Genomic DNA, 24858 nt, shown 5'->3' on the forward strand with positions numbered 1-24858 from the left:
CCTATGGCTTATCAATCTCAGGACATTATCCGTCGTTCCGCCACTAACGGGTTCACTCCCGCGCCGCAGGCGCGGGACCACCAGCAGGAAGTGGCCAAGCTCATCGACGTAACCACCTGTATCGGCTGCAAAGCCTGCCAGGTGGCCTGCTCAGAGTGGAACGATATCCGCGATGAAGTCGGGCACAACGTCGGGGTTTACGATAACCCGGCGGATCTGACCGCCAAATCCTGGACCGTGATGCGCTTCTCGGAAGTGGAGCAAAACGACAAGCTGGAGTGGCTGATTCGCAAGGACGGCTGTATGCACTGCGCCGATCCGGGCTGCCTGAAGGCGTGCCCGTCGGAAGGGGCGATTATTCAGTACGCTAACGGCATCGTCGACTTCCAGTCCGAGCAGTGCATCGGCTGCGGCTACTGCATTGCGGGCTGCCCGTTCGACGTGCCGCGCCTGAACCCGGAGGACAACCGCGTCTACAAATGCACCCTGTGCGTGGACCGCGTGACCGTCGGCCAGGAGCCCGCCTGCGTGAAAACCTGTCCCACCGGGGCCATTCACTTTGGCTCGAAGGAGGATATGAAAACCCTCGCAGGCGAGCGCGTTGCGGAACTGAAGACCCGCGGCTACGACAACGCCGGGCTGTACGATCCGGCGGGCGTCGGCGGTACGCACGTGATGTATGTGCTGCACCACGCCGACAAGCCGAATCTCTATCACGGCCTGCCGGAAAACCCGGAAATCAGCCAGACCGTGAAGTTCTGGAAGGGTATCTGGAAACCGCTGGCCGCCGTCGGCTTTGCCGCTACTTTCGCTGCCAGCATCTTCCACTACGTCGGCGTCGGGCCCAACCGCGCCGACGGCGAGGAAGACAACCTGCATGAAGAGAAAGACGAGGTGCGCAAATGAGAAAACGTGACACCATCGTGCGCTACACGGCGCCGGAGCGCATCAACCACTGGGTCACCGCCTTCTTCTTCCTGCTGGCGGCGATAAGCGGGCTGGGGTTCTTCTTCCCGTCCTTCAACTGGCTGATGCACGTTCTCGGCACGCCGCAGCTGGCGCGCATTCTGCATCCGTTCGCCGGGGTGGTGATGTTCTTCTCGTTCATCATCATGTTCTTCCGCTACTGGCACCATAATCTGATTAACCGCGACGATATCCTGTGGGCGAAAAACATCTACAAGGTGGCGCTTAATGAGGAAGTGGGCGATACCGGGCGCTATAACTTCGGTCAGAAGTGCGTGTTCTGGTCGGCTATTCTGCTGCTGGTGCTGCTGCTGGTCAGCGGCGTGATTATCTGGCGGCCGTACTTTGCGCCGGCGTTCTCCATTCCGGTTATCCGCTTTGCGCTGATGCTGCACTCGTTTGCCGCCGTGGCGCTGATTGTGGTGATCATGGTGCATATCTACGCCGCGCTGTGGGTGAAGGGCACGATTACCGCGATGGTGGAGGGCTGGGTGACCAAATCCTGGGCACATAAGCACCATCCGCGCTGGTATCGCGAAGTTCGCCAGAAAGAGGACAAAAACGCGCCGTAGGCTACGGCAGTTTGACCGCAATACGGCGCCTGACCCGCTGTCAGGCGCCGCTTCTTTTGCCGCTGGCGTAAAAAGATTGCCTCAGCGCCCTCCGCAACCCGCTGATCTTTCGCTTGCACCCCGTTGGTACAGGGCAGGCTGCGACGCATGGGGTATATCGCTCGCTGAATTTAGGGTTATCATAACGTATTCACGTGACCGGCCCGCAGAGGCCGGTCACTCTTAATATCTGACGCAGCGACGGGCCGCGTCCGCATCAGGAAGTCACAGAATGAGCATTCGCATCATCCCGCAAGATGAGCTGGAGAAAAACGAAAAACGCGCGACGGACGCTATTCCGCCGCTGCTGTTTCCACGCCTGAAAAATCTGTATAACCGCCGCGCCGCCCGCCTGCGCGAGCTGGCCGAAAGCAACCCGCTGGGCGACTATCTGCGCTTTGCCGGGCTGATTGCGCATGCTCAGGAGGTGGTGCTTTACGATCATCCGCTGCACATGGACCTGACCGTCCGCATTAAAGAAGCCGCCGCGCAGGGCAAGCCGCCGCTGGATATCCATACGCTGCCGCGCGACAAGCACTGGCACACGCTGCTGCACTCGATGATCGCCGAGCTTAAGCCCGAGATGAGCGGCCCGGCGCTGGCGGTTATCGAAAATCTGGAAAAGGCCTCCGGACCGGAGCTGGAAGAGATGGCCAGCGCCCTGTTCGCTTCTGATTTTTCCGCCGTCAGCAGCGATAAGGCGCCGTTCATCTGGGCCGCGCTGTCGCTCTACTGGGCGCAGATGGCGAGCCTGATCCCCGGCAAGGCGCGGGCCGAGTACGGCGAACATCGCCAGTACTGCCCGGTGTGCGGCTCCATGCCGGTCTCCAGCATCGTACAGATCGGTACAACCCAGGGGCTGCGCTACCTGCACTGCAACCTGTGCGAAGCGGAATGGCACGTGGTGCGCGTCAAGTGCAGCAACTGCGAGCAGAGCCGCGATCTGCACTACTGGTCGCTGGACAACGAGCAGGCGGCGGTAAAAGCAGAGAGCTGCGGCGACTGCGGCACCTACCTCAAAATCCTTTACCAGGAAAAAGATCCCAACGTCGAGGCTGTGGCCGACGATCTGGCCTCGCTGGTGCTGGACGCGCGCATGGAGCAGGAGGGCTTTGCCCGCAGCTCCATTAACCCGTTCCTGTTTCCGGGCGAGGGCGATTAACCTCAACCTGGCCGGGCGTCGCCCGGCTTAGAACCGGTAGGGTGTGATAACGCCGGGAATACCGGCGAAGTCTTTGGTATTGCGAGTGATGAGCGCGCTGCCGCGCGCCTGCGCAGTGGCCAGTATAATGGCGTCGGGGAGCTTCATGCCGTAGGTAGCCCTCAGCGAGACGCTGCGCCTGGCAATCTCTTTATTGATATCAACGACTTCGAACAGGCTGAACACGCCAGCGGTTCTGGCCTCCTGTCCGTACTTTTTCGCCCCCGCCATGACCTCCATCTAGGTCACCAGACTTACCGCCCGGTGCGGGCCGCGTTGCTCAATCGCATCGGCGGCCTCGCTGCGGTTGTTGAAGAGATCGATCAGGATATTAGTATCGAAAACGGCCGGGCCATCCATGCTCACCACTCCTCGCGCAGTTTGCGCTCGTAAACCAAGCCATCTTCCCCGCCGTCGCTCCACAGCCCGAGCGCGTCTCTGAGCACCGACGGGCTTTGCCTGTCGAGATACTGCTCTATCGCTTCGCGCAGCAGCTCCGCGCGCGGCCTGTCCCTCAGTTGCTTCAGACCATCAAGCCGCCTGATGACGTCATCAGACACATCAAGAAGGATTCTTGCCACGTCCGTCTCCAAAATCATACTTATATATACCTCCAGTATATCAATTAAGGCTGATTTTCATACAACCTACACCTGTGAATATCCGGAAGAAAAGCTGAAAAAGAGAGATATCGCGGTTTTTGCGGCGCGCATACCACAACGCCGGAAAACGGCTGCAAACTCAGCGCGATAGCGCCGGGATAACGTGCTGTGGATCGTTAGCAATTGCCCGCAGCAGCGCTTTAGCGGGGCCAGTGGGCGAGCGCCGACCCTGCTCCCAGTTGCGCAGGGTATCAACGCTGACGGAAATCAAATCCGCGAAGCGCGTCTGCGAAAGCCCGGAAGCGCTGCGGATCTCTTTAATTTTCATCGCATCAATCTCAAACGTGCGGGACGGCTTGCGAACTCCGTCAGCTATCTCGCCCATTTCGGCCATGCTCGCGGTTAAGCGCGCAAAGAGCGCCTTGTCCATTTACCACCTCTCGTTCAGTTTGCGCAGTACGGTTTTTTCCTGTGGGGAAAGTTTCAGTGAAGATTATAAAAGTACGCCACTGGCTTACATTAACAGAAAAAAAGGCTACGTCAATGACGTACCTTTCCGATAAGCCACAATATCTTTTACTGGCGGGATTGACGATGGAACGGCGGTAAACGGACGTGAATTTTTAGAGAACTGGAAGCGATATTCCAGATCTGGCCCGGCGCGCCGGGCCGTTTCCTTACTCCTCTTCGTTGCCGCCCTCTTCCAGCGGCCCGAAAGGTTTGGCAGGCAGCACCAGGTAGGTGCCTTCGAAAATGGCGCCGGAGGTGTCGCCGCCGAACAGCTCAACCTGCATCTGCACGCGCGCCTTGCGCCCGCGCGCCAGGCGGTCGAGATCGCCGCTGAGGCAGCCGAGGTCGGCGATAGCCGTCGGGCGGCCGCTGATCGGCCTGCTGTAGCGGATATGCGCGTCGGCGAGAATGATCGTGCCGCCGAGGTGGCGCTCGCGCAGCATCAGCCAGATAAGGCCCCAGCCGGTCAGCGTCGCCATAGAGAACAGGCTACCGGCAAACAGCGTGTGGTGCGGGTTCTGGTTGCCGGTCTCCGGCATGGTGGTAATAAACTTCTGGCCGGTGTACTGCTGAATGCGCACGCCCATCTTCTCGCTCAGCGGGATGTGCTGATACCACGCCTGCTGGAGCTGTCCGCACCAGTCGCCGCGGTGGAGAATATCGTCCAGCGTCGCCACCGGCTTTATCATCAGGAAGTGGCGCACCGGCGTGGTCTGCGGCGTCGTAATCTCACCCTGATTGACAAAACCCAGCTTAGAGAAGAACTCAACCGCGTCTTCGCGGGCGCTGCAGGTCACCCGCTTGACGCCCTCCTGGCGGGCGACGGATTCGAGGGTCATTGCCATCAGGGTGCCCAGGCCTTTGTCCTGTACCGACGGGTGTACCGCCATAAAGCGGATGGAGGCTTCGTTGTCGCCGTTAATGTACAGCCTGCCGACCGCCACCAGGTTGCCCTCTTCATCAACCACCATCTGATGATGCGCCATCGCGTCCCAGGCGTCGCGCTCGGAGCCCTGCGGCTGGTGCAGCGGCTTGCGCAGCATCTCCCAGCGAAACTGATAATAACGCGCTAACTCTTCTTCCGTCTGCGGAACCCTAAGATGATACATAGCGGCACTCTCTCTTGTTGCCCGCGCCAGGTTCATACCTGTAACCAGAAGGTCACGGGGCCGTCATTGACCAGCGACACCTGCATATCGGCGGCGAAGCGGCCGGTCTGGGTGGTCATTTTCTGCTGGCGACAGCGTTCGACAAAGTATTCATACAGCGCTTCGGCGCGGTCCGGCGCGGCGCCCTTCGAGAAACTCGGACGCATCCCGCGTCCGGTATCGGCGGCCAGCGTAAACTGGGAAACCACCAGCACGCTGCCGCCCGCCTGCGCAACGTTGAGATTCATTTTGCCGTCGGCATCGCTGAATATGCGATAGCCCAGCACCCGCTCGCACAGGCGGTCGGCCTTCTGCTCGTCATCATCCTTTTCGACACCCAATAACACCAAAAGTCCCTGACCAATTTCCCCCGTCACCTCATCCTCCACGGTGACGCTGGCACGGGTTACGCGTTGAATTAATGCAATCATGGCTGTTCGTCTTCTTGTTGTCGGTCTTCACGTTTAAGTCTGCGGTATTCCCCGAGAGTGACAGTTATTTCCGCGCCAAGCAAGACGATACACCAGGTCCAGTAGACCCAGACGAACAGAATCGGGATCACCGACAGCACGCCGTAAATCAGCTGGTAGGAGGGAAACGTGGTGATATAGAGCGCAAAGGCTTTCTTACCCAGCTCAAACAACAGCGCCGCCACCAGCGCCCCGATTACGGCATCGCGGTTGGGAACGCTGGTGGTGGGCACAATGCTGTAGAGCAGCCAAAAGGTTATCCAGGAGAGGATCAGCGGGAAGATGCGCAGCAGGTTATCAATGGCGCCGTTAACCTCCTGCGCCCAGCTCAGCGACAGAAGATAGGAGCTGAGCACCAGGCTGGCGCCCGCCAGCAGCGGCCCCAGCGTCAGGATCATCCAGTAGACGGCAAACGAATAGATATGCGAGCGCGTCACTTTACTGCGCCAGATGGTGTTCAGCGCGCTATCGATGGAGTACATCAGCAGCAGCGAAGTAACGACCAGTCCGCAGGCCCCTACCGCCGTCATGCGGCTGGAGTTAGCGACGAACTGTTCAATGTAGCGCTGAATGACGTCGCCGGTGGCCGGCAGGAAGTTGGCGAAGATAAAGTGGCGCAGGGTCTGGCTGACGTCCGAGAACATCGGAAAGGCGGCGAACAGCGCAAAGACAATCGCCACCAGCGGCACGAGCGAGAGCAGCGACACGTAGGCCAGATTGCCGGCCAGGGTCGTCATATGGTCCTCGTCTATTCGCCGCCAGAGTAATTTGAGCCAGGAGAGGAATGGCCGCCCTGCTTTAAGTCGCGCACGCTTGAACATAGATTTACTTAGAGAAGTAGTCCGGAATGGTGCGCTTATCGGTCACCAGCACGCTGGCGATCCCCAGGCGCTTCGCGCCCTCAATATTCTCCGCGTTGTCGTCGAAAAAGACGGTATCCTGCGCAGAGAACCCCTCTTCAGCGAGCACCAGCTGCCAGATACGCGCCTCCGGTTTGCGCATCCCCATCTCCTGAGAAAGGTAGATGCGGTCGGCGGCGGCGCGGACCTCCGGGTATTCATCCGGCCAGAAGGTGGTGTGCAGGCGGTTAGTGTTGGAGAGCACCACCACGCGGTGCCCCTGCTCGCGAAGACCCTGCATAATCGCAATCACCTCCGGGCGCAGGCCGACGAAGATCGCCTGCCAGCCGTGGGCGAACTGCTCATAGCTCAGCGGTAGATCCATCTCATGACACAATTTTTCAGCAAAAGCCTCGTCGCTTATCTCTCCGCGCTCGTGCTGGTGAAAGGTCTCTCCCATGACAAATTCTTGCTTCAGCGTCGCCAGCGGCACGCGGGCAAAGTCGCTCCAGGTGCCGAACACGCGGTTGAAGTCGATATCGACAATCACATTACCTAAATCAAAGATATAGAGCATGATCCCCTCTCCTTTTGCGTCATGGAAAAATAACTGTAGCGGGAAAGCGGGGGTTTGACTATGCGCATCGGCGTGCGGCACAAAAAAGAAAGCCCCGCCGGATGGCAGGGCTTAGAGACGGAAAGAGGGAAATTAATCCTCTTTCGGGCCGCGCATCGCGCGTTTACGATCGTTCTCGGTCAGGTGACGCTTACGGATACGGATAGACAGCGGGGTCACTTCTACCAGTTCGTCGTCATCAATGAACTCCAGCGCCTGCTCAAGGGTCATCTTGATAGGCGGAACCAGCACGGTCGCTTCATCCGTACCGGAAGCACGCATGTTGGTCAGCTTCTTACCGGTCAGGCAGTTAACGGTCAGGTCGTTGGAGCGGCTGTGAATACCGATAATCTGGCCTTCATAGACTTCGGCACCGTGGCCGAGGAACAGCTTGCCGCGATCCTGCAGACCGAACAGCGCAAACGCAACCGCTTTGCCCTGGCCGTTAGAGATCAGCACGCCGTTATTGCGCTGGCCAACATCGCCCGGACGCACGTCGTCGTAGTGGCTGAAGGTGGAGTACAGCAGGCCGGTACCGGAGGTCATGGTCATGAACTCAGAGCGGAAGCCGATCAGGCCGCGGCTTGGGATCACGTAGTCGAGACGTACGCGGCCTTTGCCGTCCGGATTCATGTTTTTCAGATCGCCTTTACGCTCGCCGAGCGCCTGCATCACGGAACCCTGATGCTGCTCTTCAACGTCGAGGGTCACGTTCTCGAACGGCTCCTGCTTGCGGCCGTCGATTTCGCGGAAGATAACTTTCGGACGGGAAACCGCCATTTCGAAACCTTCGCGACGCATGTTCTCGATAAGCACGGAGAGGTGCAGCTCGCCGCGACCGGAAACGCGGAACGCGTCGGCATCGGCGGTTTCTTCAACGCGCAGCGCAACGTTGTGCACCAGCTCTTTGTTCAGACGGTCAAGGATCTGACGCGAGGTCACATACTTACCTTCTTTACCGCAGAACGGCGAGGTGTTGACGTTGAAGAACATGGAGACGGTCGGCTCATCAACGGTAAGGGCCGGCAGCGCTTCGACGTTCTGCGGATCGCAGATGGTGTCGGAGATGTTCAGCTCGCCCAGACCGGTAATCGCGATGATGTCGCCGGCTTCGGCGATATCGCTATCGATACGCTCCAGACCCAGGTGGGTCAGGACTTTACCGACTTTACCGTTGCGGGTTTTGCCTTCGCTATCAACGATAGTAACCTGCTGGTTCGGCTTCACTTTACCGCGCTTGATGCGGCCGATGCCGATAACGCCAACGTAGTTGTTGTAGTCCAGCTGGGAGATCTGCATCTGCAGCGGGCCGTCAAGGTCGACGTCCGGCGCCGCAACGCGATCGACGATGGTCTGGTACAGCGGGGTCATGTCTTCCGCCATATCTTCATGATCCAGACCCGCGATACCGTTCAGCGCAGAGGCGTAAACGATAGGGAAGTCCAGCTGCTCGTCGGTGGCGTCGAGGTTGACGAACAGATCGAAGACCTGATCGACAACCCAGTCAGGACGCGCGCCCGGACGGTCAACTTTGTTAATAACAACGATCGGCTTCAGACCATGAGCAAACGCTTTTTTGGTCACGAAACGCGTCTGCGGCATTGGGCCATCCATTGCGTCAACAACCAGCAGCACGGAGTCAACCATGGACATGACACGTTCAACCTCACCCCCGAAGTCGGCGTGCCCTGGGGTATCAACGATGTTGATACGGTAATCATTCCATTTGATTGCGGTGTTTTTAGCGAGGATGGTAATCCCACGCTCTTTCTCCAAATCGTTGGAGTCCATCACACGTTCTTGTGCTTCTGTACGTGCATCAAACGTACCGGATTGCTGCAGCAGCTTGTCGACCAGGGTAGTTTTACCATGGTCAACGTGCGCGATGATGGCGATGTTACGCAGATTTTCGATCACAACTTTGCCTCAGGCATTAGAAATAGCGCGTTATTGTACACGGATTAATCGCAGGACTAAACAGGATCACAAACATCCTCCGCAAACAAGTATTGCAGAGTTGCTTTGTGACCGCTTTCACGATGAGTCAAAAGGGCGCCGCAACGTAAATTGCACCAAAACAGTGCTCAACGCTTAACGCAAAGCACTATTATGGTGCAAACTATCCATCATGGTGCAGCCCTTTTGCACTATGCCGCGCATGATAACGCCTTTTTGGGTCAATTTGAAAGTTGGCACAGATTTCGCTTTATTACAGACACGGCAACACAGCCACATTGAGCAGTACCTAAAGAGTTCGTTACCACGACGACAATGACCATCCGGGAGAGTTTAAGTATGTCCGCTGAACACGTTTTGACCATGCTGAACGAGCACGAAGTTAAGTTTGTTGACCTGCGCTTCACCGACACCAAAGGTAAAGAGCAGCACGTCACCATTCCGGCTCATCAGGTGAACGCCGAATTCTTTGAAGAAGGCAAAATGTTTGACGGCTCCTCCATCGGCGGCTGGAAAGGTATCAACGAATCCGACATGGTTCTGATGCCGGACTCCACCACTGCGGTCATTGATCCGTTCTACGAAGAATCTACGCTGATTATCCGCTGCGATATCCTTGAGCCGGGCACCCTGCAGGGCTACGACCGCGATCCGCGCTCCATCGCCAAGCGTGCAGAAGAGTACCTGCGCTCTACCGGCATCGCGGACACCGTACTGTTCGGGCCAGAGCCGGAGTTCTTCCTGTTTGACGACGTGCGTTTCGGCGCCTCTATCTCCGGTTCTCACGTAGCTATCGACGATATCGAAGGCGCGTGGAACACCTCCACCAAATACGAAGGTGGTAACAAAGGCCACCGTCCGGCCGTGAAAGGCGGCTACTTCCCGGTTCCGCCGGTAGACTCCTCTCAGGACCTGCGCTCCACCATGTGCCTGGTGATGGAAGAGATGGGCCTGGTGGTTGAAGCTCACCACCACGAAGTGGCGACTGCCGGTCAGAACGAAGTGGCGACCCGCTTCAATACCATGACCAAGAAAGCGGACGAAATTCAGATCTACAAATATGTGGTGCACAACGTGGCTCACCGCTTCGGCAAAACCGCGACCTTTATGCCGAAACCGATGTTCGGCGATAACGGCTCCGGCATGCACTGCCATATGTCTCTGTCCAAGAACGGCACTAACCTGTTCTCTGGCGATAAGTATGCCGGTCTGTCCGAGCAGGCGCTGTACTACATTGGCGGCGTTATCAAGCACGCCAAAGCAATCAATGCCCTGTCTAACCCGACCACCAACTCCTACAAGCGTCTGGTCCCGGGCTACGAAGCGCCGGTTATGCTGGCCTACTCTGCCCGTAACCGCTCCGCCTCTATCCGTATTCCGGTCGTGGCGTCGCCGAAAGCGCGCCGTATCGAAGTGCGCTTCCCGGATCCGGCTGCGAACCCGTACCTGTGCTTTGCTGCCCTGCTGATGGCCGGCCTTGACGGCATTAAGAACAAGATCCACCCGGGCGAAGCGATGGACAAAAACCTCTATGACCTGCCGCCGGAAGAAGCGAAAGAGATCCCGCAGGTTGCCGGTTCTCTGGAAGAAGCGCTTAACGAACTGGACGCAGACCGCGAATTCCTTACCGCGGGCGGCGTGTTCACCGACGACGCTATCGATGCCTACATCGCCCTGCGCCGTGAAGAAAATGACCGCGTGCGCATGACGCCGCACCCGGTTGAGTTTGAGCTGTACTATAGCGTTTAATCGCGTTTAATTCTTTGCCGGGTACCCCCCAGCGATAGTTGTTGCCGTGGAAACTTTAGCCCATCTCCGGATGGGCTTTTTTCTCCGCCAGCAGGCGTGATTTCAGGCGATTAGCAACAAAAACCACTATAATGCACTAAATTGGTGCGCACCTTCAGGAGACTGCTAAATGGCAACAGGCGTGCTGCCCGATGCTGGGCAGATCCTCAATTCGCTGATCAACAGCATCCTGCTGGTTGATGACCAGCTGGCCGTTCACTATGCCAATCCCGCGGCCCAGCAGCTGCTGGCCCAGAGTTCGCGCAAACTGTTCGGTACGCCGCTGCCGGAGCTGCTCAGCTATTTCTCTCTCAATATCGAGCTGATGCACGAGAGCCTCAATGCCGGCCAGGGCTTCACCGATAATGAAGTGACGCTGGTGATTGACGGCCGCTCGCATATTCTCTCCCTGACTGCCCAGCGGCTTCCGGAGGGCCTGATCCTGCTGGAGATGGCGCCGATGGACAACCAGCGCCGCCTGAGCCAGGAGCAGCTGCAGCACGCCCAGCAGGTCGCCGCCCGCGATCTGGTGCGCGGCCTGGCGCACGAGATAAAAAACCCGCTCGGCGGGCTGCGCGGCGCCGCCCAGCTGCTGAGCAAGGCGCTGCCGGACCCGTCGCTGACCGAATACACCAAAGTGATCATTGAGCAGGCCGACCGGTTGCGCAACCTGGTCGATCGCCTGCTCGGCCCGCAGCAGCCCGGTATGCACATCACCGAGAGCATTCACAAAGTGGCGGAGCGGGTGGTGAAGCTGGTCTCAATGGAGCTGCCCGACAACGTTAAGCTGACCCGGGACTACGATCCGAGTCTGCCGGAGCTGCCGCACGATCCCGACCAGATCGAGCAGGTTCTCCTCAACATCGTGCGCAACGCCCTTCAGGCCCTCGGCCCGGAAGGCGGCGAGATTATTCTGCGCACCCGCACCGCCTTCCAGCTGACGCTGCACGGCGTGCGCTACCGGCTTACCGCCAGAATTGACGTCGAAGACACCGGCCCGGGTATCCCTTCCCACCTGCAGGATACGCTGTTCTATCCGATGGTCAGCGGCCGGGAAGGCGGGACGGGTCTGGGATTATCGATTGCCCGCAGCCTGATCGATCAGCATGCCGGTAAAATTGAATTTAACAGTTGGCCGGGCCATACCGAGTTCTCGGTGTACCTGCCCATTCGGAAATAGAGGTGCATATTATGCAACGAGGGATAGTCTGGATCGTTGATGACGATAGCTCCATCCGTTGGGTGCTTGAACGCGCGCTCACCGGGGCCGGCCTCACTTGTACCACGTTTGAGAGCGGCAGCGACGTGCTGGACGCGCTCGCAAGCAAAACGCCTGACGTGCTGCTGTCGGATATCCGCATGCCGGGGATGGACGGGCTGGCGCTGCTCAAGCAGATTAAGCAGCGTCATCCGATGCTCCCGGTCATCATAATGACCGCCCATTCGGATCTGGACGCGGCGGTCAGCGCCTATCAGCAGGGCGCCTTCGACTATCTGCCCAAACCGTTTGATATTGATGAGGCGGTAGCGCTGGTTGAGCGCGCTATCAGCCACTATCAGGAGCAGCAGCAGCCGCGCAATGCGCCGGTTTTCGGCCCGACCGCCGATATCATCGGCGAAGCGCCGGCGATGCAGGACGTGTTTCGCATTATTGGCCGCCTGTCGCGCTCCTCGATAAGCGTCCTGATCAACGGCGAGTCGGGGACCGGGAAAGAACTGGTGGCCCACGCGCTGCACCGTCACAGCCCGCGCGCCAAGGCGCCGTTTATCGCCCTCAACATGGCGGCGATCCCGAAAGACCTGATCGAGTCCGAGCTGTTCGGCCACGAAAAGGGCGCCTTTACCGGCGCCAACACCATTCGTCAGGGCCGCTTTGAGCAAGCCGACGGCGGCACGCTGTTCCTCGACGAGATCGGCGACATGCCGCTGGACGTCCAGACCCGCCTGCTGCGCGTGCTGGCCGACGGTCAGTTTTACCGCGTCGGCGGCTATGCGCCGGTGAAAGTGGACGTACGCATCATCGCCGCGACCCACCAGAATCTGGAGCTGCGGGTGCAGGAGGGCAAGTTCCGCGAGGATCTGTTCCACCGCCTGAACGTGATCCGCGTCCACCTGCCGCCGCTGCGCGAGCGTCGGGAGGACATTCCGCGCCTGGCGCGCCACTTCCTGCAGGTGGCCGCCCGCGAGCTGGGGGTTGAGGCCAAGCTGCTGCATCCGGAAACCGAAGCGGCGCTGACCCGCCTGGCCTGGCCCGGCAACGTGCGCCAGCTGGAGAACACCTGCCGCTGGCTGACGGTGATGGCCGCCGGTCAGGAGGTGCTGATCCAGGATCTGCCCGCGGAGCTATTTGAAAGCACCGTACCAGACAGCCCGTCTCAGGCGCTGCCGGACAGCTGGGCGACGCTGCTGGCGCAGTGGGCCGACCGCGCCCTGCGCTCGGGGCACCAGGACCTGCTCTCGGAAGCGCAGCCGGAAATGGAGCGCACCCTGCTGACCACCGCCCTGCGCCACACCCAGGGCCATAAGCAGGAAGCGGCCAGGCTGCTGGGCTGGGGGCGAAATACCCTGACCCGCAAGCTGAAAGAGCTGGGGATGGAGTGATATGTAAAGGTTGGCCGACGAGCGCAAACTGCTGCAATTTTGCGCTTTACTCCGACCACATATTCAGTAAGATCTTGCCGGAAATTCGAGGGGAAGCATCATGCTGGAATCATTAATCAACATGCTGTCGAGCGGCGCCGCCGCCAGCCATACGCCGCAAACGGCGCTGGCTGCGGTACTGTGCGCCGCACTGGTAGGGTTGTTTAGCTGAAGGTCGTCGCCCCTTTTCGGGGCGGCGATTTAAATCACCCGCGAGAACTGCTGCATGCGCGCCTTCTGCCGCAGATAGGCGTCAAAGCACATGCAGATGTTGCGGATAAGCAACCGTCCTTTCGCCGTCACCACAATCCCTTTCTCAGAGATATCCACCAGCCCATCGGCCGCCAGCGGCGCCAGCAGGGCCAGATCCTCGGCAAAATAGTCGTTAAACACCAGGCCCCACTGCGCTTCCACCGCCGCGAATTCCAGGCGGAAATTACAGATAAGCCCCTTGATAACGTCCCGGCGAATGCAGTCGTCGCGGGTCAATGCAATGCCGCGCCACAGCGCGTTGCCGCGCTCGTCCACCTGCCGGTAATAGTGCTTCAGCTCTTTCTGGTTCTGGGCGTAGCAGTCGCCAATCATGCTGATGGCGGAAACGCCGAGGCCCAGCAGATCGCTGTCGCCCTGCGTGGTGTAGCCCTGGAAGTTGCGGTGCAGCACGCCCGCGCGCTGGGCAACCGCCAGCTCGTCGTCCGGGCGCGCAAAGTGGTCCATGCCGATAAACTGGTAGCCGGCCTTCGTCAGCGAGCCGATGGTCTCCTGCAGGATATCCAGCTTCTGCTGCGGCGACGGCAGGTCGGCGTCCTTAATTTTGCGCTGGGCGGCAAACAGCGTCGGCAGGTGCGCGTAGTTAAACACGCTGAGCCGGTCGGGGTTCAGCTCCGCCACGCGCCCGAGGGTATAGGCAAAGCTCTCCGGCGTCTGCTTCGGCAGGCCGTAGATCAGGTCGATATTGGTGGAGGTAAAGCCGATGTCGCGGGCGTGGTTGAGCAGGGCGAAGATAAACGCTTCGTCCTGTTCGCGGTTCACCAGCTTCTGCACCTCTTTATTGAAGTCCTGCACGCCCATGCTCAGGCGGTTAAAGCCTTCGCCGCGCAGGTGGTCAAGCACGTCCAGTTCAATCTCGCGCGGATCGACCTCAATGGAGATCTCGGCGTCGGGCAGAAAGTGGAAGTGGCCGCGCAGCAGCGCCATCAGGCGGCTGATTTGCGCCTTGTTGAGGTAGGTCGGCGTACCGCCGCCCCAGTGCAGCTGGCTGACCTGGCGCCCGGCAAACAGCGGCGCGCGGTGGGCAATCTCCTGTTCCAGCACGTCGAGATACTGGTCAGCTTTATGCTGCTGGCGGGTCACAATTTTATTGCAGCCGCAGAAGTAGCAGAGCTTGTGGCAGAACGGAATATGGACGTACAGCGAGAGCGGGCGCCCGGGATAGCGGGCTACCGCCTGCTGAAAGTCGGCCTCGCTGAAGGCTTCAGAGAATTCAAGTGCGGTGGGATACGACGTATAGCGCGGCCCGGAATAGTTATATTTCTGGATCAGGGCCAGATCCCAGTCGATTAGCTGCTCAGACATGCTTACTCCTTACGGGGATATCGCGAACGACGACGGCGTGCCGGCTGCCCCGGATGTCGGGCACTCAGCCGGTTGCGCAGCCAGGTTTGACGCCGCGACAACCGTCGTAGTTTAACGAATAAGCTCGCCAGATAACATACAGCCAGAAGGGTTATCAGCAGGACGGGAAGACCGACCGGATGCAAGCGTTAGTTTCCGCCCTTCAGCAGACGCATCATATCTTCCCGCGCCTCTTCTTCTTCCTCGTCCTCTTCATCGTCATAGGAGAGGCCAAGCTGCTGCATCAGCTCATCAATGCGGTCCAGTTTAGCATCGACCCAGGTCTGCTCTTCCTGGCTGAGGGTTTCTCCCTCCTCCAGTCGCTCAAGCAGCGCGTCAAGACGCTCGTCATTTTCCAGTAAATCCAGCTCGGCCTGCGGTGAAAGCATCGGTTTCTCGCTCTTAGGTTTGTGCTGCCGGGTTGCCGGGGCCTCGGTGACGCCCAGCGGAATGGGTTTTTTACTGCCAATACGCGGATCTTTTTGCTGGCCCTGCTTGCGACCAGAGGCGCCCTCACCGCCGTTCGCGCGGCTGCCCGCAGCGTGGCCGCGGTGCTTTTTATTGCGCTTGCGATCGCGCCCTTCCTGGTTAAGCTCTTCACGCGTCTTGCGACGGGCCTTGCCAGAGGTATTGCCACGCGGTGCGGATGTTGGTTTTTTCATGATATTGGGTCTTCAGTTCAGATATGTCATTCAGTATAGAATTGAGCCGGAATCTAGCAGAAAGCGAACAAAGAAAAAAGGCGACAGAGTGATCTGTCGCCTTTTTTCCGTTTCACAACCCTTAACGGGCCTTACGCTCCATGTCCGCCACCAACACACCCTGTCTTTCCCTTGGCGCTAAACGCTCCGTGTTGCGTTCCTTTTCCCTGTACTGCGTCTCCTGACGCTGCCTCCTGGCAAGTCCGTCGTCTTCGCCTCCTGGCGCTCCTGACCCTCGTCCTGAGTTCGTATCCCTCTGGCGTCCTTCGCCTTGAGTGCTACTTTACCCTTTCAGGCAAAACACACAAGTAATCCATGGTTACTAAAAAATATATTTAGTCGGGATTAACTTTATAAGTGAATGATTTTTATTGATTCATGCTCAAAACACCATCAGCATTTTCTGAAATTTCGCATAAAGACAATGGCAAATATCCTACAAAGTGTGTGGTTTAAACTTACAGAAGGTACGCGGGTTCCGCGCCGTCTTTTGCCCATTGTTCAGGTATACTCCCCTCCATTGGCCGAATTTATGGAGATCACCTTTTGACTAACCTGAATTATCAACAGACGCACTTCGTTACCAGCGCGCCGGATATTCGCCACCTGCCGGCCGACACCGGAATTGAAGTCGCGTTTGCCGGCCGCTCGAACGCGGGTAAGTCCAGCGCTCTCAATACGCTGACTAACCAGAAGAACCTTGCCAGAACCTCTAAAACGCCGGGCCGCACTCAGCTGATCAACCTGTTTGAAGTTGCCGACGGTAAACGGGTCGTCGATTTACCGGGCTACGGCTATGCCGAGGTGCCGGAAGAGATGAAGCGCAAGTGGCAGCGGGCGCTGGGTGAATACCTGGAGAAACGCCTGTGCCTGAAGGGCCTGGTGGTGCTGATGGATATCCGCCATCCGCTCAAAGATCTCGATCAGCAGATGATCGAGTGGGCCGTCGACAGCGATATTCCGGTGCTGGTCCTGCTGACCAAGGCCGATAAGCTGGCCAGCGGCGCGCGCAAGGCGCAGCTCAATATGGTGCGCGAAGCCGTTATCGCGTTTAACGGCGACGTACAGGTCGAAGCGTTTTCATCGCTGAAGAAGCTTGGCGTGGACAAGCTGCGCCAGAAGCTGGACAGCTGGTATAGCGACATCGCGCCGCAGCAAGAGGCGGGCGAAGCAGAGTAAAGCAGCGCGGCACTGTCCGCGCTTCTTTTTGTCGGCACAATAAAAAACGCCCCAGTCACAAGTGACTGGGGCGGCTAAAATATTCAGCCAAATCCGATTACGTGAAGTAAAAGGTCTGAAAGATAGAACATCTTACCTCTGTACCCTACGCCGTTAACTCTACTCCCTTTTTCGCAGCCGACAAAGCATTTTTTGTAGTTTTTTTTCACTTCTTACATAGCGATTTCTAATACTCATCACAAAACGCTATAAGTTATGTTGCTTACTTACGAAAAATGACGGCCAGATTCAGGTGCTTAATGCGCCAGATCCCAGTTAGCGCCGCTGCCGACTTCCACCAGCAGAGGCACGTCCAGCGTGACGCAGCGCTCCATCAGCTCATGGATTTTTGTCGTTACGGCATCGAGATCGTCTTTGTGCACTTCAAAGACCAGTTCATCGTGAACCTGCATAATCATCCGCACCCGCGGCTGCGCCTTCGCAAGCCACGCGTCTACGGCGATCATCGCCCGCTTGATGATGTCCGCGGCAGTCCCCTGCATCGGGGCATTGATTGCCGCACGCTCGGCGCCGGCGCGGCGCGCGGCGTTGCTGGATTTGATGTCCGGCAGATAGAGGCGGCGGCCTTCCAGAGTCTCAACGTAGCCCTGCTCCTTCGCCTGCGCCCGGGTACGCTCCATATATGCAAGCACCCCGGGATAGCGTTCGAAGTAGAGATCCATGTACTTCTGCGACTCTTTACGCGGAATGTTCAGCTGCCGGGAGAGGCCAAAGGCGCTCATGCCGTAGATCAGGCCGAAGTTGATCGCCTTGGCGCTGCGGCGCTGCTCGTTCGTCACGCTCTCCAGCGGCTGGCTGAACACCTCCGCCGCCGTGGCGCGGTGAATGTCTTTTCCTTCGGCAAACGCCGACAGCAGGCCCTTGTCCTGCGACAGGTGGGCCATGATGCGCAGCTCGATCTGCGAGTAGTCCGCAGAGACGATCAGATACTCTTCCGGAGCGATAAACGCCTGGCGAATGCGGCGGCCTTCGTCGTTGCGCACCGGGATATTCTGCAGGTTAGGGTCCGTGGAGGAGAGGCGGCCGGTAGCGGTCACCGCCTGGTGATAAGAGGTATGCACCCGCCCCGTTTTCGGATTGATCATCAGCGGCAGCTTATCGGTGTAGGTCGATTTCAGCTTCGCCAGCCCGCGATATTCGAGGATCACTTTCGGCAGCGGATAGTCCAGCGCCAGCTCTTCGAGTACCTCTTCCGAGGTGGACGGCGCGCCGCCCGGCGTCTTCTTCAGTGGCTTAATACCCTGTTTTTCAAACAGAATGGTCTGCAGCTGCTTAGGCGAGGAGAGATTAAACGGCTCGCCGGCAATGTCGTGCGCCTTCTGCTCCAGCTCGATCAGCCGCTTGGCAAGCTCTTCAGAGTGCTTGTGCAGCACGGCCGGATCGATTTTGACGCCGTTGCGCTCGATGCGGGAAAGCACCGGCACCAGCGGCATTTCAATGGTGTTAAAGACGTTGAGCGGCCCCTGGTGCTGCTGCAGCTTCGGCCACATTTTGAGGTGCAGCTGGAGCGTCACGTCGGCGTCTTCCGCCGCGTAGCGCCCCGCCTCTTCAAGTGCGATCTGGTTAAAGGTCAGCTGCTTCTTGCCCTTGCCGGCGATCTCTTCGAAGGTGATGGTTTTATGCTTAAGCCAGCGCGAGGAGAGGCTGTCCATATCGTGGCGGCCGGCAACGCTGTCGAGGATGTAGGACTCCAGCATGGTGTCAAAGGCGATGCCGCGCAGGTCGATATCGTAATTAGCGAGAATGCCGCGATCGAACTTCAGGTTCTGGCCGACCTTCAGGCACTTCTCATCTTCCAGCAGCGGCTTAAGCAGCTCAAGCACCCGCTCGCGCGGGATCTGATCCGGCGCATCGAGGTAGTCGTGGGCCACCGGTACGTAGGCGGCGTGGCCGGGCTCAACGGCAAACGACAGGCCAACCAGGTTGGCGGAGACGTTATCGAGACTGTCGGTTTCTGTGTCAAAGGCAATGACCGGCGCTTGTTTAAGCTTCCCGATCCAGGCGTTCAGCGTATCTTCATCAAGAATAGTGACGTAATTCTCCGCCGACAGCGGGCTGGCGGCCTCTTCCTCTTCGTCCACCGGGGCCGCATCGGCAGCCGGTTTTGCCGCCGGCTTGCCGCCCTTCGCCTGCAGCCACTTGCCCCCTTCAACGTCGGTTATCCAGCGCTTAAACTCGTACTGTTTAAACATCGCCAGCAGCGCGTCGGCCTCGGGCGCCTGAACTTCCAGCTGTTCGCAGGTCAGCTCTAGCTCAACGTCGGTTTTGATGGTGGCGAGCTTATAGGAGAGATAGGCCATCTCCTTGTTCTGCTCAAGCTTCGCGGCCATGGTTTTGGCGCCGCGGAAGGTGAGGCCGGCAATCTTCTCAGGCTCGGCGTACAGCACGTCCAGCCCGCCCAGTCCCTGCAGCAGGGCCTGGGCCGTTTTCTCGCCGACGCCCGGTACGCCGGGAATATTGTCCGAGGAGTCGCCCATCAGGGCAAGGAAGTCGATTATCAGCTCCGGCGGTACGCCGTACTTGGTCACCACTTCCTCCGGCCCGAGGATGGTGTTGGTCATGGTATTAATCAGGGTAATGCCGGGCGTCACCAGCTGAGCCATGTCTTTGTCGCCGGTGCTGATCAGCACCGGACGTCCGGCCTTTTCGGCTTCGCGGGCCAGGGTGCCGATAACGTCATCCGCCTCCACGCCGGAGACCGCCAGCAGCGGCAGCCCCATTGCCTTCACCATTGCATGCAGCGGTTCAATCTGCGCGCGCAGATCGTCCGGCATCGGCGGGCGGTGCGATTTGTAGTGCTCAAACAGTTCATCACGGAAAGTTTTCCCCTTGGCATCAAATACCACCGCAGCGTGCGTCGGCTGATATTGCATAATCAGGCTACGCAACATGTTCAGCACGCCGTACATCGCGCCAGTCGGCTCACCTGCGCTGTTGGTCAATGGAGGGAACGCGTGATATGCGCGATAGAGATAAGAGGAGCCATCGACCAGGATGAGGGGGTTTTCTTGGATCTGAGCCATAATTTCCGTGCCTGTTTATCAGATTAGGCATAAAGGATGCCACAGACCGGGGTAAAACATGAATTTTTCACCCTGTTTGCGGCAAAAGTTTTAAAGATCTTCGGGATCCCTCGTAAATACCTCCTGTGGATAACTTTGTGCATAGATTTATTCCAGCGCGTAATTCTATTTGCACCAGCCTGTAAACAAACAGTAATATCTATTATTTTCATACAGTTAATAACAATATCGTTAATGTATTTGATTATTGATGACATTTTACACGGTGTGGATATCCACGGCGATCGCGGGTCGTTTCAGCTAAGTACAGCCACTCGATAGCGATTTCTGGTAAAATCAATGCGTTGCGCCGCTCTGGCGGGTGCTTTTAACAATTAACTATCTGAATAAATTAATTATGTCGAGACTTCTCGCTGCCATTACGCTCCCGCTCAGTATCATTCTGACCATCATTGTCACCATCCTCTGTTCGGTGCCGATTATCCTGGCTGGCGTGATTAAATTGCTGCTACCTGTACCTGCGGTATGGCGCTCGGTCTCCACGTTTTGCAACCTGATGATGTACTGCTGGTGCTCCGGGCTGGCACTACTGCTGCACCTGAATCCCTGGCTGAAGTGGGATGTTGAAGGTATTGAAGGGCTGAGTAAAAAGAACTGGTACCTGCTTATCTGCAACCACCGCAGCTGGGCCGATATTGTCGTGCTCTGCGTTCTGTTCCGCAAACACATTCCGATGAATAAATATTTTCTCAAGCAGCAGCTGGCGTGGGTGCCCTTTATCGGCCTCGCCTGCTGGGCGCTGGATATGCCGTTTATGCGCCGCTATTCCCGGGGCTATTTGATCCGCCACCCGGAGCGTCGCGGGAAAGATGTGGAAACCACGCGCCGCTCCTGTGAGAAGTTTCGCGCGCATCCGACCACCATCGTCAATTTTGTCGAGGGCTCCCGCTTTACCGAGAATAAACGCCGTGAAACCCGATCGCCTTATAAAAATCTGCTGCCGCCCAAAGCCGCCGGTATTGCGATGGCGCTGAACGTGCTCGGCAGCCAGTTCGATAAAATGCTCAACGTTACGCTCTGCTATCCGGAAAACGATCGCACGCCGTTCTTCGATATGCTCAGCGGCAGATTGACGCGGATCGTGGTGCGTATTTCGCTGGTGCCGATTGCCGAAGAGATCCACGGTGACTATGTAAACGATAAGAACTTTAAGCGCAGCTTTCAGCAGTGGCTTAACGGATTATGGAATGACAAGGATGTACAGATAGAGGATATTAAAGCGGAGTATCGATTCAATAAAGACGCCGGTCATTGACCGGCGTTCTCTTTTTTACTTCTTCTCAACCAGCTGGCGGACGGTGTCAGCATACTGCTGAACAAAGATATCCATGCTGCTGGTATCCATGCCCTGCGGATTCAGCTGATATTTACCGTTAATGAAGATAGCCGGAACGCCCTGCAGCTGAAGATCGGCCGCCGCTTTCTCCTGCTGGGCTACCAGCGATTTCACCACGAAGCTGTTCCAGGCGGCATCGTAATCTTCACCCTTCACGCCCGCATCAACGAACACTTTGCGAATGTCGGCCACGTTCTGCACCGTCTGGGTTTTCTGTACGGCTTCAAACATCGGCGCGGTAATTTTGTCTTCCACGCCGAGCGCGATGGCCACGGCCCATGCCTGAGTAATCTCTTTACCCAGCGGTCCGAGGAACTCGACGTGGTACTTGGTCATTTTGGTGCCTTCAGGCAGCTTTTTCTTCACGGCGTCAGAGACGTGCAGCTGCTCTTCGAATTGGTAGCAGTGCGGGCAGTAGAAGGAGAAGAACTCCAGTACCTGCGGCTCGCCGGCAACCGGTTTCTCCAGCGTGGTGTACTGCTTACCGTCAGAGATCTGCATCGCCGATGCGCTAAATGCCAGAACCATGCCTGCCAGCGCCAGAAAAATCTTTTTCATTGTTAACTCTCTCCTGAAAGTGTCAGTTAAAACATCGGTGTCAATTGTAAAGGTGGTTCCTGCAAAATCCTTGTCTGTTCACGGAACGTCGCAATTTGCCTGCGCCAGTTATCTTCCTCAATAAGCCAGGGGAAATTAACCGGAAAGGCAGGATCGTCCCAGCGGCGGATTAACCAGGCCAGATAATAAACCATCCGCATTGCGCGCAGCGGTTCAATACAGGAGAGCTCGGCGATATCAAATGTACTGAACTCTTCATAGGCTTCAAGAATAATATCAAGCTGCATACGCCGCTCGGCCACATCGCCATTAAGCAACATCCACAGATCCTGAATCGCCGGGCCGCTGCGCGCATCGTCAAGGTCGACAAACAGCGGGCCGTCGCGCCAGAGAATATTTCCGGCGTGGCAATCGCCGTGCAGACGAATTGACGTAAAGCGACTGTGCCACTGCTGCATGACTGCATCAATTAATTTATCCGCGGCGGCAAGGAACTCAGGCTTCAGGGATGCGGGAATAAGTGCGGTAGATTCAAACAGCCGGCGGGGCTCAAGCAGATACTCCTGAACGCCAATTTCAGGGCGGGCAGTAAAATCTTTTTTACGCCCGGTCTGGTGCAGACGTCCTAAATAGCGGCCAACCCACTCGATCTGGTCGAGATTGTCGGGCTCAAACTGGCGTCCGCCCACGCTTGGGAAAACGGCGAAGAGGAAACCCTCATGGCGCAGCAGCGTTTCGCCGTTAAACGCAATGGGAGCTGCAACGGGCACGTCGTCGCCGGCCAGTTCAAGGGCAAAATCATGCTCTTCCTGAATCTGATCGGCGGACCATCGCTGCGGGCGATAAAATTTCGCCACAAAGCGCCGCCGATCTTCATCCTGGAACTGCCAGACGCGATTCTCATAGCTGTTAAGAGGGGTCAACCCGGAATCAACCCGAATACCGCACGCGAAGAGCGCATCCATAATGGTATCCGGGTGCAGAGTGTGGAAATTAAAAGCCTTGTCGTTCATCCGATTATCCGGAAATTACTGCGAATGATTCAGAATACCATTTCACAGCATTTTCGGTGGCGCTGCTTACAAGGTTTTACTCTTTAATCACGCCGCGGGCCCGCAGAAGCGCGGTTTTAAAGTCTTCCTCATAATCTTTCTGAATACCCGGAATAACCGCATCCTTTGCAGAATCGCGCATTTTCAGGTGATAAATCAGGATATCGTCGGATAGATCGGTGAGCTCACCGTCAAAGCCTGACTCCTTCGCCAGTTTCTGCAAGAATTGCATTAAATTTAGCTCAGGCTCTTTTTGCCAGGCCGGCTGGAGGAGTTCAATAACTTCGTTCAGGCGTTTACATTTCATGCTTTTGCTCCTTACGCTTAACCCACACACGGTAGCAGGGTCAAACCCACAATAAAAGAGGCGATATTGGTGAAAAAGCGTCAACCTATTACTGGCGTTATTCTGGCAGGCGGAAAAGCGAGCCGCATGCAGGGAAAAGATAAAGGATTACAGCTTCTTAACGGTAAACCGCTGTGGCAGCACGTTGCGCAGAGGCTGGCGGCGCAGACGGATCGGCTGGTGATTAGCGCGAATCGCTCGCTCGAGGCTTATGCGGCCAGCGGGCTGGCGGTTTATCAGGATATTTTAGACAATTTTCCCGGCCCTTTAGCGGGCATACTGTCCGTCATGAAACAGTCGGATAGCGAGTGGTACCTGTTTTGCCCGTGCGATACGCCCTTCATTCCCGATAGGCTCGCGCAGCGGCTGTGGGAAAACAGCGGAGAGGCGCCGGCAGCATGGGTGCACGATGGCGAGCGGGACCACCCCGCCGTCGCGCTGGTACACCGCCGTATCATCCCGATGCTGGAGAACTATCTGGCGCAGGGAGAGCGGCGGGTGATGGTTTTCCTTCGCCAGTGCGGTGGGCACAGCGTTGATTTTAGCGACCTTAAATCGGCCTTTATTAACGTCAATACCCTTGACGATCTACAGCATATGCAGGAGAAAGCATGATCCCGGTACTGGCAATAGCGGCGTGGAGCGGGACGGGAAAGACAACCCTGCTTAAGTCGCTGATCCCTGAGCTTCGCCTGCGCGGTATACGGCCCGGGCTGATTAAGCATACACATCATCGGATGGACGTGGATACGCCCGGGAAGGACAGCTACGAGCTGCGCAAGGCCGGGGCCGCACAAACGCTGGTCGCCAGCTCAGAGCGCTGGGCGCTGATGACTGAAACGCCGGAGCGCAAGGCGCCGGATCTCGCCTGGCTGGTAAGCCGGATGGATCACGCTACGCTGGATCTGGTGCTGGTGGAAGGTTTTAAGCATGAAGCAGTAGCGAAGATCCTGCTGTTTCGCGAAGGTTCGGGGCACGATGCTGATGAGCTAACGCTGGATGAGCACGTGATTGCCGTGGCCAGCGATATTAATCTGCCGATAGATATACCGCAGCTGAATCTGAATGATATCGGTGAAATCGTTGATTTTATTCAGGGATGGATGGCTACCCAGGCGTAAAACCCGCCCGGCGGCACTGCGTTTGCCGGGCCTACTGATCCGCGTAGGTCTTAGCCAGAAATGCAAAAAACCTCAGCCTTTCGACTGAGGTTCTTGCTTTATTTGATGCCTGGCAGTTGTATGACGGGCTTCCTGCCCGTCACCCTCCGGGCGGCGCTGCGCGCCGTGCAAATTCGCTCCCGGCGAATTTGTCCTACTCCGGGAGAGCGCTCACCGACAGACAGCAGACAAACGAAAAATCCCCATGCTTTCGCATGAGGCTTTCACGTTTATTTGATGCCTGGCAGTTCCCTACTCTCACATGGGGAGACCCCACACTACCATCGGCGCTACGGCGTTTCACTTCTGAGTTCGGCATGGGGTCAGGTGGGACCACCGCGCTGTTGCCGCCAGGCAAATTCTGTTACCAACGTCGAAATCTTCCACGCCGGTTAATCTGTATCAAAGCTGAATTTCGAAAA

The 24858-nt window shown here is 57.5% G+C and carries 25 protein-coding genes, 1 rRNA gene and 1 pseudogene; 11 read left to right on the forward strand and 16 right to left on the reverse strand.

Annotation, left to right across the window (positions count from 1 at the left end; translation table 11 throughout):
- Nucleotides 1-3 precede the first annotated feature (3 nt).
- From fdxH to fdhE, 3 genes are all read left to right on the forward strand, one after another.
- Nucleotides 4-906: a formate dehydrogenase subunit beta gene (gene fdxH / locus ENGE1_RS17460; protein WP_043081490.1), complete on the forward strand. Its 903-nt coding sequence runs from the start codon at nucleotides 4-6 to the stop codon at nucleotides 904-906.
- Nucleotides 903-1538: a formate dehydrogenase cytochrome b556 subunit gene (gene fdoI / locus ENGE1_RS17465; RefSeq protein ID WP_043081489.1), complete on the forward strand. Its 636-nt coding sequence runs from the start codon at nucleotides 903-905 to the stop codon at nucleotides 1536-1538. The genes fdxH and fdoI overlap by 4 nt, the downstream gene beginning before the upstream one ends.
- Before the next feature lie 271 nt (nucleotides 1539-1809).
- A complete protein-coding gene (gene fdhE, locus ENGE1_RS17470; RefSeq protein ID WP_043081488.1) occupies nucleotides 1810-2739 on the forward strand; it encodes a formate dehydrogenase accessory protein FdhE in 930 nt (309 codons plus the stop codon).
- A 27-nt stretch (nucleotides 2740-2766) separates the two neighbouring features.
- On the opposite strand, the pseudogene ENGE1_RS17475 reads toward fdhE, so the two are convergent.
- The 8 genes and pseudogenes from ENGE1_RS17475 to typA all read right to left on the reverse strand — a co-directional run bounded on the left by ENGE1_RS17475 (nucleotide 2767) and on the right by typA (nucleotide 8880).
- Nucleotides 2767-3138, reverse strand: a pseudogene (locus ENGE1_RS17475) (PIN domain-containing protein).
- A 2-nt stretch (nucleotides 3139-3140) separates the two neighbouring features.
- Nucleotides 3141-3377, reverse strand: coding sequence for a ribbon-helix-helix protein, CopG family (locus ENGE1_RS17480; RefSeq protein WP_371320917.1), 237 nt, complete (start codon nucleotides 3375-3377; stop codon nucleotides 3141-3143).
- Nucleotides 3378-3519: 142 nt separating this feature from the next.
- Nucleotides 3520-3810 (reverse strand): NadS family protein, encoded by a 291-nt coding sequence (gene nadS, locus ENGE1_RS17485; RefSeq protein ID WP_043081485.1) that lies wholly within the window; start codon nucleotides 3808-3810, stop codon nucleotides 3520-3522.
- Nucleotides 3811-4057: 247 nt separating this feature from the next.
- The gene (gene fabY, locus ENGE1_RS17490) at nucleotides 4058-4999 is read right to left on the reverse strand and encodes a fatty acid biosynthesis protein FabY (protein WP_043081484.1); all 942 of its coding nucleotides are present in this window, start codon (nucleotides 4997-4999) and stop codon (nucleotides 4058-4060) included.
- A 32-nt stretch (nucleotides 5000-5031) separates the two neighbouring features.
- Nucleotides 5032-5469: a D-aminoacyl-tRNA deacylase gene (dtd, locus tag ENGE1_RS17495; RefSeq protein WP_043081483.1), complete on the reverse strand. Its 438-nt coding sequence runs from the start codon at nucleotides 5467-5469 to the stop codon at nucleotides 5032-5034.
- The gene (locus ENGE1_RS17500) at nucleotides 5466-6329 is read right to left on the reverse strand and encodes a virulence factor BrkB family protein (RefSeq protein WP_043081482.1); all 864 of its coding nucleotides are present in this window, start codon (nucleotides 6327-6329) and stop codon (nucleotides 5466-5468) included. The genes dtd and ENGE1_RS17500 overlap by 4 nt, the downstream gene beginning before the upstream one ends.
- A 4-nt stretch (nucleotides 6330-6333) precedes the next feature.
- On the reverse strand, nucleotides 6334-6924 hold the full coding sequence (gene yihX, locus ENGE1_RS17505; RefSeq protein ID WP_048254743.1) for a glucose-1-phosphatase: 591 nt from the start codon (nucleotides 6922-6924) through the stop codon (nucleotides 6334-6336).
- Nucleotides 6925-7056: 132 nt separating this feature from the next.
- Nucleotides 7057-8880, reverse strand: a complete 1824-nt coding sequence (gene typA / locus ENGE1_RS17510) for a ribosome-dependent GTPase TypA (protein WP_043081480.1) — start codon at nucleotides 8878-8880, stop codon at nucleotides 7057-7059.
- A gap of 378 nt (nucleotides 8881-9258) precedes the next feature.
- Between typA and glnA the strand changes: the two genes are divergently transcribed.
- From glnA to ENGE1_RS28545, 4 genes are all read left to right on the forward strand, one after another.
- Nucleotides 9259-10668: a glutamate--ammonia ligase gene (gene glnA, locus ENGE1_RS17515; protein ID WP_043081479.1), complete on the forward strand. Its 1410-nt coding sequence runs from the start codon at nucleotides 9259-9261 to the stop codon at nucleotides 10666-10668.
- Between the two features lie 169 nt (nucleotides 10669-10837).
- A complete protein-coding gene (glnL, locus tag ENGE1_RS17520; protein ID WP_045289237.1) occupies nucleotides 10838-11887 on the forward strand; it encodes a nitrogen regulation protein NR(II) in 1050 nt (349 codons plus the stop codon).
- Nucleotides 11888-11898: 11 nt separating this feature from the next.
- The gene (gene glnG, locus ENGE1_RS17525) at nucleotides 11899-13308 is read left to right on the forward strand and encodes a nitrogen regulation protein NR(I) (RefSeq protein WP_043081477.1); all 1410 of its coding nucleotides are present in this window, start codon (nucleotides 11899-11901) and stop codon (nucleotides 13306-13308) included.
- Between the two features lie 100 nt (nucleotides 13309-13408).
- Complete coding sequence (locus tag ENGE1_RS28545; RefSeq protein WP_086500311.1) at nucleotides 13409-13519, forward strand: YshB family small membrane protein; 111 nt, start codon at nucleotides 13409-13411, stop codon at nucleotides 13517-13519.
- Nucleotides 13520-13548: 29 nt separating this feature from the next.
- Here ENGE1_RS28545 and hemN read toward each other — a convergent pair whose 3' ends face one another.
- Nucleotides 13549-14922: an oxygen-independent coproporphyrinogen III oxidase gene (gene hemN / locus ENGE1_RS17530; RefSeq protein ID WP_043081476.1), complete on the reverse strand. Its 1374-nt coding sequence runs from the start codon at nucleotides 14920-14922 to the stop codon at nucleotides 13549-13551.
- Between the two features lie 188 nt (nucleotides 14923-15110).
- Nucleotides 15111-15623, reverse strand: a complete 513-nt coding sequence (gene yihI / locus ENGE1_RS17535; RefSeq protein ID WP_043081475.1) for a Der GTPase-activating protein YihI — start codon at nucleotides 15621-15623, stop codon at nucleotides 15111-15113.
- Between the two features lie 585 nt (nucleotides 15624-16208).
- On the opposite strand from yihI, the gene yihA reads away from it, so the two are divergent.
- Nucleotides 16209-16841, forward strand: a complete 633-nt coding sequence (yihA, locus tag ENGE1_RS17540) for a ribosome biogenesis GTP-binding protein YihA/YsxC (RefSeq protein WP_043081474.1) — start codon at nucleotides 16209-16211, stop codon at nucleotides 16839-16841.
- An 83-nt stretch (nucleotides 16842-16924) separates the two neighbouring features.
- Here yihA and ENGE1_RS29575 read toward each other — a convergent pair whose 3' ends face one another.
- Both ENGE1_RS29575 and polA read right to left on the reverse strand, forming a co-directional pair.
- Complete coding sequence (locus ENGE1_RS29575) at nucleotides 16925-16972, reverse strand: spot 42 RNA, inhibition of DNA synthesis (RefSeq protein WP_071892919.1); 48 nt, start codon at nucleotides 16970-16972, stop codon at nucleotides 16925-16927.
- A gap of 165 nt (nucleotides 16973-17137) precedes the next feature.
- Complete coding sequence (polA, locus tag ENGE1_RS17545) at nucleotides 17138-19924, reverse strand: DNA polymerase I (RefSeq protein WP_048254741.1); 2787 nt, start codon at nucleotides 19922-19924, stop codon at nucleotides 17138-17140.
- 397 nt (nucleotides 19925-20321) lie between these two features.
- Here polA and ENGE1_RS17550 point away from each other — a divergent pair, with 397 nt between their 5' ends.
- On the forward strand, nucleotides 20322-21239 hold the full coding sequence (locus ENGE1_RS17550; RefSeq protein ID WP_048254740.1) for an acyltransferase: 918 nt from the start codon (nucleotides 20322-20324) through the stop codon (nucleotides 21237-21239).
- Between the two features lie 15 nt (nucleotides 21240-21254).
- On the opposite strand, the gene dsbA is transcribed toward ENGE1_RS17550, so the two are convergent.
- The 3 genes from dsbA to ENGE1_RS17565 form a co-directional block, all read right to left on the reverse strand.
- The gene (gene dsbA / locus ENGE1_RS17555) at nucleotides 21255-21878 is read right to left on the reverse strand and encodes a thiol:disulfide interchange protein DsbA (protein WP_043081471.1); all 624 of its coding nucleotides are present in this window, start codon (nucleotides 21876-21878) and stop codon (nucleotides 21255-21257) included.
- A 26-nt stretch (nucleotides 21879-21904) separates the two neighbouring features.
- Complete coding sequence (locus tag ENGE1_RS17560; RefSeq protein WP_048254738.1) at nucleotides 21905-22891, reverse strand: serine/threonine protein kinase; 987 nt, start codon at nucleotides 22889-22891, stop codon at nucleotides 21905-21907.
- A gap of 76 nt (nucleotides 22892-22967) precedes the next feature.
- Nucleotides 22968-23237, reverse strand: coding sequence for a YihD family protein (locus ENGE1_RS17565; protein ID WP_010436801.1), 270 nt, complete (start codon nucleotides 23235-23237; stop codon nucleotides 22968-22970).
- Nucleotides 23238-23306: 69 nt separating this feature from the next.
- Between ENGE1_RS17565 and mobA the strand changes: the two genes are divergently transcribed.
- Together mobA and mobB are read left to right on the forward strand one after the other, a co-directional pair.
- Nucleotides 23307-23891 (forward strand): molybdenum cofactor guanylyltransferase MobA, encoded by a 585-nt coding sequence (mobA, locus tag ENGE1_RS17570; RefSeq protein ID WP_072065310.1) that lies wholly within the window; start codon nucleotides 23307-23309, stop codon nucleotides 23889-23891.
- Entirely contained in the window at nucleotides 23888-24397 is a 510-nt protein-coding gene (gene mobB / locus ENGE1_RS17575) for a molybdopterin-guanine dinucleotide biosynthesis protein MobB (protein ID WP_043081468.1), read from the forward strand. The genes mobA and mobB overlap by 4 nt, the downstream gene beginning before the upstream one ends.
- 278 nt (nucleotides 24398-24675) lie before the next feature.
- Here the strand turns inward: mobB and rrf are convergent.
- Nucleotides 24676-24791 (reverse strand): 5S ribosomal RNA (gene rrf / locus ENGE1_RS17580).
- Between the last annotated feature and the right edge of the window lie 67 nt (nucleotides 24792-24858).

Source organism: Pluralibacter gergoviae ATCC 33028 = NBRC 105706 (assembly GCF_001598855.1).
In the GTDB taxonomy this organism is placed as follows: Bacteria; Pseudomonadota; Gammaproteobacteria; order Enterobacterales; family Enterobacteriaceae; genus Pluralibacter; species Pluralibacter gergoviae.